An 11,842-nucleotide genomic window follows, 5' to 3' on the forward strand; every position below is an offset into this window, starting at 1 on the left:
CTTGGCGGCGCGACTCGCCCAAGATATCCACAAGCGTTTATCTGGGGGATATCGCATGTCTAACAAGCAATGGCACCTTGCCATGGTCTTGAGCCTGTCTGCAGGGCTCGCTCTTCCCGGTGCAACTTATGCACAGGGTGTTCCGGCGGAGACGCCGTCCTCGTCCTACACAGGCGACCAATATGTCGACAGCCGGGGCTGCGTTTTCGTGCGCGTCGGTTTCGGGGCGGCCACCGAATGGGTGCCCCGCGTGGGCCGTGACCGGGATCAGGTCTGCGGCATGGCGCCGACCCAGGGCGTGGCCCAGACCCAGCCGGATTTGGCCGCCACTAGCGGCGTGACCGTCATTGGCGGTGCGGCGCCTGCGCCTGCTGCAGCACCCGCGCCCGCGCCGGTCATCCAAACCGCCCCCGTGGTTGCTGCCGCACCCGCGCCGGTCGTGGTGCCCCAGGTTCAGGTGCAGACCGCGCCGATCACCATCCAGGCGCCCTCGGGTGCCACGGGATGCCCCAACATGCCGGCCGCCCATCAGCCCTACTTCACCGGTGAGGGCGTGCGCTGCGGCCCGCAGGCGAACTTCCCGGGCTATGTCGTCGGCCCTCAGTCGAGCCTTGGGGGCGCCGCCGCCGAGCCGCGCACGGGCACCCCACGCAGCTTCGCGCTCAGCGCCCCGCCGCCGGGCTATGAGCTGGCATGGGACGATGGCCGCCTGAACCCCTATCGCGGCATCGGGACGGCCCAGGGCGAGGCGCAGATGGCGCAGGTCTGGACCAATACCGTTCCCCGCCAGATCGCATCGGTGCCGCTGACCCATGGCACCCAGGTGATCACCCGCCGCCAGGCCGCCGCGGCTGCCCTTGCGGCGCGCAACGCCACGCCGGATCCAACCGCCGTGCCCCGCGCGCCGGTCACGCGCGCCCGCCTTCCGGTGGCCGAGCAACCTGCCGCGCCGTCCAATGAGGTGCGCGTGGGTGCTAACCATCGCCACGTGCTTGCAGGGACCTTCCAGGGCCCGGGTGAGGCGACCAGCGCCTATTCCCGCTTGGCCTCCGCCGGGCTTCCGGCCCGCATCGGACAGGTGCAACGCCAGGGTCAGACGCTTTACGTCGTGATGGCAGGGCCCTACGGCGATCCGCAATCGCTGGGTCGCGCCTTGGTGCAAACCCGGGGTGCCGGGTTCTCGGGCGCGATCACGCGTAACTGAGCCAGGTCAAAGAGTTTCGGAAGAGGGCGCCCCTGTGGCGCCCTTTCTCGTTGGGCCATAAAGCGGCCTAGCTCGAACAGATCTCTTGCAGGCTGACCCAATCCGCGTCGTTCAACACGACTGGCCCCGCGCCGCCGCGCAAGGGGTCGGCCTCGATCAACCCCAGCACCGACTCGCCCGAGACATCGCGGGCAAACGCGTAGTGTTGTGACGAGATTTCCGCCGCCTCGAACCGCGCCAAAAGCGCGCTTTCCGCCACCGGCACCGTGTCGCGCGACAGCAGGCGCGCGGCATGGGCGTGGATCGCCTCATCGGCGATCTCTCCGGTGGTCAGCAGGCGGAAAGTGACGCCCAACCCGGCCTCCGACAGGAAGGTTTCCAGCGGGTCCTGCACGGCGCGTCGGGCGGCTTCGGCCAGCAGGTAGCCGGCCAGCACCTCTGGCGTCTCGAAGTCTTCAGCCAAGGCCGCAGAGGCCGCAATGATGTTGCCGGGCAGGCTGAGGGTATCGGGGATGGTGGTGGGGAACAGCACCAGCTGCGGCGCGTCCTCGGTGCCAAACGCGCGCACCGACAGCCGCATCAGCGCGGTGCGCCCCCCGCGCCCGGTGCAGGGACGGCCCGCGATGTTGGTCATCTGCCCCAGCAACTGCTGGCCAATCTCGACCCGCTTGGCCTCGGGCAGCAGTGATACGGTCTGACGCGTCAGCGCGTCGGGCAACCAGAAGACGCCCAGGCCCACCGCCGCCGCGGTGAAGCCCACGCCCAGGGCAAGGCGCAAGCGGCCCGGACGGGGGCGGGCCTTGGCGATGGCGGTGCGGATGCGTTCAATGGCCTCGACCATATCGGCGTCGGCAATCTCCAACTCTTCATCGCTGTCGCGCGCGGGCGCGTAAAGGGCGGGGGATTTTCCGGGGTTCAGGCGCTCCACGGCGGGCAGGGACCAGTGGCCGATTGCGTCGCCCGAGGCCTGGGACATCACAAGCGTCGCCTCGCCCAACGCCACGACAACCTCGCGCCGCTGGTCCTCGGACCTCTCGCGCCAGAGGCCGAGGGCCTCCAGCCGCTTGTATTCGTTGAGGGCGGTCATCCGCTGCCAATCGCCTCTTAGCGTTCTGCTCGGACCAGCTATAGCACGGGTCAGAGGGCCTTGGCGACGCCGCGCAATTCGAACTTCTGGATCTTGCCGGTGGAGGTTTTGGGGAGCTCCTTGAACACCACGCGTTTGGGCGTCTTGAAACCTGCCAGCCGCTCGCGGGCGAAGGCGATGATCTCGGCCTCCGTGGCCTCTGCGCCCTCTTTCAGTTCAATGAACGCGCAGGGGATCTCACCCCATTTGTGATCGGGCTTGGCCACCACGGCACAAAGCAGCACGGCGGGGTGGTGCATCAGCACGCCTTCAACCTCAACGGACGAGATATTCTCGCCGCCCGAGATGATGATGTCCTTGGCCCGGTCGGCGATCTGAATGTAGCTGTCGGGGTGTTGCACGGCGATGTCGCCGGTGTGGAAATAGCCGCCCTCAAATGCCTCGGCGGTGGCTTTGGGGTTCTTGTAGTAGCCTTTCATGACGACGTTTCCGCGCATCATGATCTCCCCCGTGGCAGAGCTGTCCATCGGGATCTGCTCCATCGTCTCGGGGTCCATGACCGTGATGTGGTGCATGTTCGGCAGCTCCACCCCCTGACGGGCCTTGATGCCCGCGCGCGCCGCTGCATCCAGATCGGACCAATCGCTGTCCTGCCAGACGCATTCGGTGGCGTGGCCGTAGGACTCGGTCAGCCCGTAAACTTGGGTGACGTGGAAACCCATCGTCTCGATCGCCGCGAGGGTGGCGGCGGCGGGCGGCGCCCCGGCGGTGAAGACCTCGACCGTATGGTCGAAGGCGCGGCGGTCGTCGTCCTTGGCGTTGACCAGCATGTTGAGCACAATCGGCGCGCCGCCCATGTGGGTCACGCCCTCGTCCGCGATGGCATTGTAAATCGCCTCTGCCGTCACATCGCGGCAGCAGACCAGCGTGCCACCGACGGCGGGCATCATCCAAGTGTGGCACCAGTTGTTGCAGTGGAACATCGGCACGATGGTCAGGTAGATCGGGAACAGCGTCATCCGCCAGGAAATCGGCGTGCCCATGGTGATCAGATAGGCGCCCCGGTGGTGGTAGACCACGCCCTTGGGCCGCCCGGTGGTGCCGGAGGTATAGTTGAGCGCGATGCTTTCCCACTCATCCTCGGGCATCTGCCAGGGCGCGTCCGGATCGCCCTCGGCCAGCAGATCCTCATAGGTGGTGTAGCGGCCCGTGGCGGGGTGGCCCGCGCCCGGATCGGGCACCTCGATGATGACCGGCGCGGGGCCTTCCATGGTCTGAAGCGCGTCTTCCACGAGGGGCAGGAACTGCGTGTCGGCGAGGATCATCGCGGCCTCGGAATGGTCGAAGATGTAGGCGACGGTGGAGACATCCAGGCGGATGTTGATCGCATTGAGGACCGCCCCGGCGGCGGGCACGCCGAAGTGCGCCTCGGCATGGGCGTAGGTGTTGGGCAGGATGGTGGAGACGACGTCGCCGGGCTGGATGCCGCGCTTGGTCAGCGCCGAGGCGAGGCGGGACACGCGGGCATGGTATTCGGCGTAGGTTTTGCGGTGGGCGCCGTCGATCACGGCGGTGCGGGTGGGAAACACGCGGGCCGCGCGCGACAGGTGGCTGAGCGGTGTCAGCGGCACGAAATTGGCGGGCGTCTTGTCGAGCCCAGTCTCATCTTTCATCCAACCCATTGTGCGATCCTCCCAGAAAACTGGCGAAAGTCTTGCCGCAGGCGGTGGGGAAAGGGAAGGGCGAAAGGACCGCCTGCCCCGAGGGGGAATGAGAGAGCAGGGCAGGCGGCGCGCCGCAGGGTTGCGGCGGGGACATCTATCAACACGGGGCGGGGCGGGGTTTCCGTCGCGGACCGGGCAAAAAAACATGGAATCGGCAAAACTACGCCGATGAGGACACACTGCGGTGCTGCCCGGATCGTCGCGTGTTCACGGCCAATTGTGTTGTGCGGCGCAATCGTGCAGACTTATCCACAATCAAAACGAATAAAACACATGAGGCAAATATGCAGTTCTTCCGCGCTTTCGCGTGCGTGGCCTTGGTGGGTGTCGCTGCCCCGGCTACCGCACAGAGTACCGACTGGACCGGCTTTTACGCCGGGGGCCAGCTTGAGATCGCTTCCGTCGATATCGACAGCACCGCGGGCGTGGCCCTGAATGAGGGCTCTGGCGCCATGGTCGGGGTCTTTGGCGGCTACCGCTTTGATCTGGGTGACGTGGTTCTGGGCGCGACCGGCTCGGCGGTGTTCGGCAATGTCGGGGTGGAGCCTTTGATCCCTGCCGCCACGCCGGATCCGACGCTGGATGTGCTGGTGCGCGCGGGCATCGAGATTGGCTACGATCTGGGGCCGGTCCTGGTCACGGGCGGGGTCGGGCAGACCTTCGGGGTGATGACGAATGCGGCCAATAGCCGACAGTCGGAGTTCGGGTCCTACTTTGCGATCGGGGCGGATTACATGCTGAACGAGGATATCATGATCGGCGCCGATGTGACGCGGACGAACCTGGACAATTTCTCGGGCCAGGATGTGAGCGTGACGTCCTTCGGAATCGGGGCGGCGTATCGGTTCTGATCGGGTGTGCTCAAGCTTGAGCAAAGGCTTAAGCCCCTGATAAATAGGCATTATGTATTCTTATAGAAGAATCTCCACCCCACAACCGTAGTGTCGGGGTGGGGGTTCTTGTGCGGCAAATGGGGTTTGACGGCGGCTTGTCAGCAGGCACGGAGCCGCCGGTTCAGGCCTTTCGCAGGATCGACTCCATACGTTTGCCGCGTGCCAATTCGTCGACCAACTTGTCGAGGTAGCGGCACTTTTGAATGAACTCATCCTCGATCTCTTCGACGCGGGTGCCGCAGATGAGGCCTTTGATCAGACCCGCGTTGAGGTTGAGGGTGGCGCGGTCAAAGAGGGTCTCGAAGGTGGCGTTTTCCTCGATGAGGCCCTGGATCTCCACGTCATCTAGGCCGGTGAGCCAGGTGATGACCCTGTGCAGATCGTCCTTGGTGCGCCCCTTCTTCTCAACCTTGTTGACGTAGAGGGGATAGATCTTCGCGAAGGACATTTTGGCGAAGGTATCGCGGGTGGCGCTTTGTGAGGCCATGGGCTCCTCCGGGGTGGGTGGCTGTTTCATAGCACGGCCCAGGGCGATCCCAAAGAAAACGCCCTGACCCCTTGGGGGGCAGGGCGTGATCCATGCAGACGTGTGGTGCCTTAGGCGGCCTTGCTATTTGCTTTTCACTTATGCCGCATGCGCGGCGGGGCCTTCACCAAACCGGCCATAGAAGCTTTGGCCCTTTTCGGCCATTTCGCGCAGGAGGGCGGGGCAGGCGAAGCGGGGGCCGAATTTGGCTTCCAACTGGTCGCAGCGTTCCGCCGCGTAGGGCGTGCCGAGGATGTCGAGCCAGCTGAAAGGCCCACCGGACCAGGGCGCGAAGCCCCAGCCGAGGATGGCGCCGACATCGCCTTCGCGGATGTCCATGAGCACGCCGTCTTCCAACGCGCGCACGGCCTCTAGCACCTGGGCAAAGAGCAGGCGGTGCTGGACCTCGGTCAGCTCGGGTTGCTCGCCCGCCACGGTGTAGCGCGCGCCGAGACCATCCCAGAGGCCCTGACGTTTTCCTTTGTCGTCATAGGCATAGAAGCCCGCGTTGGCCTTGCGGCCGAGGCGGCCTTCCTCTTCCATCCAGAAGATCAGCTCGTCCGTTGTGTCGTCGTAATCCGGGTCGCCCGCCTTGGTGGCCCGCGCGATCTTGGCGCCGAGGTCGATGGAGGTCTCGTCGGTGAGTTGCAGCGGACCCAGCGGCATGCCGACGAGTTTGGCGGCATTCTCGATCAGCGCAGGCGCGACGCCCTCCTGCAACATGCGCACGCCTTCGTTGACATACGGCAGGATGCAGCGGTTGGCGTAGAAGAAGCGCGCGTCGTCGACGACGATGGGGGTCTTGCGGATCTGGCGGACGAAATCGAGGGCCTTGGCGACGGCGACATCGCCGGTTTGCTTGCCCTTGATGATCTCGACCAGGGCCATCTTGTCCACCGGAGAGAAGAAGTGGATGCCGATGAATTGCTCGGCCCGGCTGGAGGCTTTTGCGAGCATCGTGATCGGCAGAGTGGAGGTGTTGGTGGCGAAGATGCCGGTGTCGAGCATCGCAGCCTCGGCTTTTGCGGTGACTTCGGCCTTCACCTTCGGGTCCTCAAACACCGCTTCGACGATCAGATCGCAGCCTTGTAGCGCGTCGTAGTCGGTCGTGGCGGTGATGCGGGAGAGGACCTGTTCCTTCTTCTCTGCCGTTACCTTTTTGCGGGCCATTCCCTTGTCGAGGATGCCTTCGGCGTGGGCTTTGCCCTTGTCGGCGGAGGCTTGGGCGGCGTCGATCAGCACGACCTCGATCCCTGCGAGGGCCGAGACATAGGCGATGCCAGCGCCCATCATGCCCGCGCCGAGGATGCCGACTTTTTGCACTGTCTGGTCAGGGACTTGCGGGCGGTTGGCGCCCTTCTCCAGCGCTTCCTTGTTGAGGAAGAGGGAGCGGATCATCGCAGACGAGGAGGGGTTCATTAGGATCTGGGTGAAATACCGCGCCTCGATCTTCAGGGCGGTGTCGAAGTCCACGAGCGCGCCTTCGTAGATGGCCGAGAGCAGCGCCTTGGCCGCCGGGTAGACGCCCTTGGTCTTGCCGTGGATCATGGCGGAGGCGCCGACGAAGGTCATGAAACCGGCGGGGTGGTAGGGGGCGCCGCCGGGCATTTTGAAGCCCTTGGCGTCCCAGGGTTTGACGATGTCGGCGGGGGTGGCGGAGAGGACCCAATCCTTGGCGGCTTGCAGGAGGTCGTCGGGGGCGACGACTTCGTCGATGAGGCTCGCGCCTTTGGCTTTCTTGGGGTCGAGCATCCGGCCTTCGAGCAGGACGGGAGCGGCAGCCATGGCGCCGACCATGCGGGAATAGCGGGTGGTGCCGCCCGCGCCGGGGAAGAGGCCCACGAGAATCTCGGGCAGGCCGATCTTGGCCTTGGGATTGTCGGCCATGAAGCGGCGGTGGCAGGACAGCGCGATCTCGGTGCCAATGCCCGCACAGGTGCCGGTGATGGCGCAGGCGATGGGTTTGCCGCCCTTGTTGGTCTTGGGCTCCATGCCGGCGCGTTCGATTTTGCGCAGGATACGGTGGCCGTTCATGGTGAAGTTGAAGAGCCCCTCGGCGGGGTTGTCGCCGGATTCCGCGCGGATCGAGGCCAGGACGTTGAGGTCCATGCCACCCGCGAAGGTGGATTTGCCCGAGGTGATGACGATGCCCTTGACGGCGTCGTCGGCGAGCGCCTGGTCGACGAGTTGTTCGCAGGTGTCAAACGCCTCGCGCGCCAGCACGTTCATCGATTTGCCGGGGACATCCCAGGTGATCACGGCGACGCCCTGGGCGTCGACCTCCATGGTAAAATCGCTCATTTGCGCATCCTTTCTTGGATCTCTCGCATCGTCGGCAGATTGGGCGAGAGCTTGAACTCGGCCTCTGACGGGGTTTGGTGCGACAGGGAATTGGTGACAGAGCTGCATTTCCACTGACCTTGGGTGAAGGTCAGCATCATGCGGCTTTTGACGGGGCCAAAGACGGTCTCATCGCCCTTGGCAAGAACGGTCGTGTGGTAGCCGAAGATCCGGTCATCGGAGAGGAATTCGGCGTAGCGGGCGGTGCGGATCATCCGGTCTGCGCCGGTGATCTGCATGTGTTCGAGCAACATCTCGAAGAAGGCGCGAACGTCGTCGGGGGCCTTGGCGACGTGATCGGTGGCATCGTAGTGGATGTCGTGGGGGAAGGTGTAATGGGCGGCCCAGGTGTCGAAATCCCGGGTATTCACGGCCTCGCTCATGGAATCGATGAACACCTGGTAGATCGGTTCGGCCCGGGCGTGGGTGGCGCTGATGTTGGATTTGGCCGCGGCCCATTTACGCTCGAAACTGCCGGGGGCAGAGCGCAGGAGCGTCAGGGGAAGGCGGTTGTCGGACAGCTCGTGATCGGCCTCGGTCACTTTCCACTCGCCGTCGATGCGGCGCATGATCATGCGGTTGGCGTAGGCGGGCGTGACGGAGGCGGCGTGGCGCAGGACGTATGTCGTGTGCCAGCCCTCGATCGTGTCCTCGCCCAGGTAGCGGGCCTGTTTGACGAGGCGGATGTAGTGGGTGACCTGCAGGCTTTTCAGGGCCTGGACGACGTTGCGGGTGTCGCTGCGCAGGTCGTCGGGGTTTTCCAGCACCATTTCGGCGGTGCTGGTGCGCATGATGAAGGGCATTGCGATGCGGCTCACCAGCCCTTCCACATCGCCCGTGATCAGGGCGGCAGAGGTCACATCCAGCCATTCCTGGTAGATCGTGTGGGGGTCGGGCATGGGGGCGGGGACTTCAATCGGCATTGGAGGCTCCGCTGGACCGGGGCAGCACGTGGGGCCATTTGACGTAGCGCGCCTTGTGCTGAATTTTCGTGGCCCCCCAGATGCCGTCGCGCAGGATGATCTCCATCTCGTTGGAGAACGGGGGGACCACCAGCTTGCCGCCCGAGGACATGAAGCTGTCGTGCTGGCCGACGATATGGGTGTCGCTTTCAAACCGAGCCGCACGCGCGACGCGGGTGTAATCGTCCACGCCCTGGGCGGCGAGGGCGCCGGAAAACCCCTCGAAATGCTGCCGGGCGGCTGCGCGCGTGTCGAATTCCACCGTGTCGTCTTCCGTGATGATGGCGTGGGGCAGGAAGATGCGCCGCACGAACGCGTCTGCGTCACGGCTGATCAAAGCCTCGCCCATATCGTCGAGGAACTCCTGATAGATCGTGATGGCGGATGCGCTCATGGGCTCAACTCTCCTGATCGCTGCCTGTTACACGCGTTCCAGGATGGTGGCTGAGCCCATGCCGGCGGCCACGCAAAGCGTCGCGAGGCCGGTTTCCTTGTCCGCGCGCTCCATCTCATCGAGAAGCGTGCCGAGGATCATCGCGCCGGTGGCCCCCAGGGGGTGGCCCATGGCGATGGCACCGCCGTTCACGTTGACCTTGGCGTGGTCGACGTCAAAGGCCTGAAGGAAGCGCAGGACGACGGCGGCGAAAGCCTCATTCACCTCGAAAAGGTCGATGTCGCCGATGGCCATGCCATTCTCGGCCAGGATCTTCTCGGTCACCGGCACGGGGCCAGTGAGGTTGATCGTGGGATCAGTGCCGATCTTGGCGTTGGCGCGGATGCGGGCGCGGGGTTTCAGGCCCCATTTCTCGCCGAACTCCTTGTTGCCGACCAGAACGGCGGCGGCACCGTCGACGATGCCCGAGGAATTGCCCGCGTGGTGGATATGATTAATCGCCTCCAGATGCGGGTATTTCATCAGGGCCACGGCATCGAAACCGGGCATCGCTTCGCCCATGTCCTTGAAGGCGGGCTTCAAGGCACCGAGGGACTGCATGTCTGTCTGCGGGCGCATGTATTCGTCACGGTCGAGGATCGTGAGGCCGTTCTGGTCCTTCACGGTGATCACCGATTTGCCGAAGCGGTTGTCGGCCCAGGCGGCCGCTGCGCGGTTCTGGGATTCCACGGAATAGGCGTCGACCTCATCGCGGGAGAAGCCGTATTCCGTGGCGATGATATCGGCGGAGATGCCCTGGGGCACGAAGTAGCTGTCCATGGCAAGCTGTGGGTCGACGGCCATCGCGGCACCGTCAGAGCCCATGGCGACGCGGCCCATCATCTCGACCCCGCCTGCGATATAGCCGTCACCGGCGCCGCCGCGCACCTGGTTGGCGGCGAGGTTCACGGCCTCCAGACCGCTCGCACAGAAGCGGTTGATGGCAAGGCCGGGGATGCTCTCATCAAGGTCGGAGGCCAGCACGGCGGCGCGGGCCAGGCAGCCGCCTTGCTCCATCACCTGGGTGACATTGCCCCAGATCACGTCTTCGACGGCGTGGCCTTCCAAGCCGTTCCGCTCCTTCAACGTGTTCAGCGTGAAGGCGGAGAGGCGGGCCGATGTGACCTCATGCAAGGCGCCGTCGCGGCGGCCTTTGCCGCGCGGGGTGCGGATTGCGTCATAGATGTAGGCGTCTGTCATGGGTGGTCTCCGTGTCGCGGGCGCCGCCAGGATAGGGGAAAGGCGCGCCGGTTCTTGTCTGTATATGGGAATGCATCGGGCACGCCCGCAACCGGGGCGTGTGTCACATTGGGGTGTGGGCGGTGATCCGCAAGGGGGATGGCTGACGTGCTATCCGCAGGACGGGGCGCAATCGCAGCTGCCATGGCCAGGGGAAAAGGGGCGGGGGCGTGGGTCATGCGGGGAACGCGCGCGCCATCAGGTCATAGGGGTGCTTCCAGCCGGGCGTGTCGCTGATGCGGGTCAGCCAGGCGTCGATGGCGGGGTAGTCGGCGCGGGTGAAGGTGAAGGGTTCGTCGTAGAAGAGGTATCCGGCGCAGGAGATATCGGCGCAGCTGAGCGCGTCGCCTGCCAGCCAGTCGCGCTGGCTGAGTTCGCCGTCGAGGATCTGGAGCGAGGCCTTCAGGCGGGCGGCGTGGAAGGCGATGACATCGGCGTTGCGCTTTTCCTCGGGCAGGAAGTTCATCAGGAACCGCAGGGGGCCTGCGACGCCAGAGACCTTCTGATTGTCGAAGATCGTCCAGCGCAGGAGGTTGCGGGGCGTGTCGCCGGTCAGCTTGCCCGTCGTTTCCATCACCCAGTGTTGGATGACGGCGGATTGGGTCATGACTTCGCCGTTTGCGTCGAGCACGGGGATCTCCCCCATCGGGTTGAGGGCGCGGAATTCGGGCGTGCGGGTTTCGCCCTTGAAGAAATCCACATGGGCGGCTTGCCAGGGGACGCCCGCGAGTTCCAGGGCCAGGGCGGCCTTGTAGGCGTTGCCGCTTTCGCCAAAGCAATAGAGCGTGTTGGTCATGGGCGGTCCCCTTGGATGTCGGTGATGTTGAGGGTGGTCTCGATGGTCATGTAGCCGCCCGAGAAGCTGTAGAGCACCACCATGGGGCACCAGCGGTCGCCACAGGGGCGGTCCCATTCCGCCACATGGGAGGGCGGGGTCGTTGTGCCCAGGTAGGGAGCGGCGGCGTGGACCAGCGCGAAGGCCCAGGGCACCCAGCCGTCGAGGTAGCTGGCGATGGCGGCTTGCGCGTCTTCCGGCAGGTCGGGCCCCATGTGCCATTCGACCCGGCAGGTCATGCCGGTGGGCTCTGGCGTCAGCCAGATGAACGGGTGGCCGATTTCCTCATCGGCGTCGATGGAGCCGGTCGAGGACAGGACGTGGCTGCCCTGGCCGTCGTTTGGTGCGGTCACGTCGCCGAAGGAATAGGGCAGGGTCTCGTAGGGGGCGAAGCCTTGGGGCGTGATGGCGTCGTGGGGCAGACCGCGTTCGGCGCCGAGGCAGGTGTTGCGGAAGATGCGCATCACCAGGTCGGTGCCGAGGGTTGTGGGTAATGGTTGGGTCGGGGTGCCGTGGCGGTCCGGGGTGAACTCGGCGTAGCCTTCGATATGGGCGAAGATCTCCAACGCGCGGGGGGCGTTGGTCATGGTGGGGGGCTC

The 11,842-nt window shown here is 65.2% G+C and carries 11 protein-coding genes; 2 read left to right on the top strand and 9 right to left on the bottom strand.

The window, feature by feature from the left end:
- The first annotated feature begins 55 nt into the window (after positions 1-55).
- Complete coding sequence (locus AC6I9R_RS08360; RefSeq protein WP_461425114.1) at positions 56-1,204, top strand: SPOR domain-containing protein; 1,149 nt, start codon at positions 56-58, stop codon at positions 1,202-1,204.
- A 67-nt stretch (positions 1,205-1,271) separates the two neighbouring features.
- On the opposite strand, the gene AC6I9R_RS08365 is transcribed toward AC6I9R_RS08360, so the two are convergent.
- A complete protein-coding gene (locus tag AC6I9R_RS08365) occupies positions 1,272-2,291 on the bottom strand; it encodes a hypothetical protein (RefSeq protein ID WP_461425115.1) in 1,020 nt (339 codons plus the stop codon).
- A 50-nt stretch (positions 2,292-2,341) separates the two neighbouring features.
- A complete protein-coding gene (locus AC6I9R_RS08370) occupies positions 2,342-3,973 on the bottom strand; it encodes an AMP-binding protein (RefSeq protein ID WP_461425116.1) in 1,632 nt (543 codons plus the stop codon).
- 326 nt (positions 3,974-4,299) lie between these two features.
- On the opposite strand from AC6I9R_RS08370, the gene AC6I9R_RS08375 reads away from it, so the two are divergent.
- The gene (locus AC6I9R_RS08375; protein ID WP_461425117.1) at positions 4,300-4,866 is read left to right on the top strand and encodes a porin family protein; all 567 of its coding nucleotides are present in this window, start codon (positions 4,300-4,302) and stop codon (positions 4,864-4,866) included.
- A gap of 163 nt (positions 4,867-5,029) precedes the next feature.
- On the opposite strand, the gene AC6I9R_RS08380 is transcribed toward AC6I9R_RS08375, so the two are convergent.
- The 7 genes from AC6I9R_RS08380 to AC6I9R_RS08410 all read right to left on the bottom strand — a co-directional run bounded on the left by AC6I9R_RS08380 (position 5,030) and on the right by AC6I9R_RS08410 (position 11,830).
- Entirely contained in the window at positions 5,030-5,395 is a 366-nt protein-coding gene (locus AC6I9R_RS08380; protein WP_461425118.1) for a DUF2200 domain-containing protein, read from the bottom strand.
- A gap of 138 nt (positions 5,396-5,533) precedes the next feature.
- Positions 5,534-7,735, bottom strand: coding sequence for a 3-hydroxyacyl-CoA dehydrogenase NAD-binding domain-containing protein (locus AC6I9R_RS08385; protein ID WP_461425119.1), 2,202 nt, complete (start codon positions 7,733-7,735; stop codon positions 5,534-5,536).
- Positions 7,732-8,673 carry a nuclear transport factor 2 family protein gene (locus AC6I9R_RS08390; RefSeq protein WP_461425120.1) on the bottom strand — a complete coding sequence of 314 codons (942 nt, stop codon included), beginning with the start codon at positions 8,671-8,673 and terminating at the stop codon, positions 7,732-7,734. Before AC6I9R_RS08390 ends, AC6I9R_RS08385 begins: the two co-directional genes overlap by 4 nt.
- A gap of 13 nt (positions 8,674-8,686) precedes the next feature.
- Complete coding sequence (locus AC6I9R_RS08395) at positions 8,687-9,130, bottom strand: hypothetical protein (RefSeq protein ID WP_461425121.1); 444 nt, start codon at positions 9,128-9,130, stop codon at positions 8,687-8,689.
- Between the two features lie 27 nt (positions 9,131-9,157).
- The gene (locus AC6I9R_RS08400) at positions 9,158-10,369 is read right to left on the bottom strand and encodes an acetyl-CoA C-acetyltransferase (protein ID WP_461425122.1); all 1,212 of its coding nucleotides are present in this window, start codon (positions 10,367-10,369) and stop codon (positions 9,158-9,160) included.
- A gap of 214 nt (positions 10,370-10,583) precedes the next feature.
- Positions 10,584-11,204: a glutathione S-transferase family protein gene (locus AC6I9R_RS08405; RefSeq protein WP_461425123.1), complete on the bottom strand. Its 621-nt coding sequence runs from the start codon at positions 11,202-11,204 to the stop codon at positions 10,584-10,586.
- Complete coding sequence (locus AC6I9R_RS08410) at positions 11,201-11,830, bottom strand: hypothetical protein (protein WP_497863090.1); 630 nt, start codon at positions 11,828-11,830, stop codon at positions 11,201-11,203. The genes AC6I9R_RS08405 and AC6I9R_RS08410 overlap by 4 nt, the downstream gene beginning before the upstream one ends.
- Positions 11,831-11,842 lie beyond the last annotated feature (12 nt).

The organism is Gymnodinialimonas sp., from assembly GCF_059726805.1.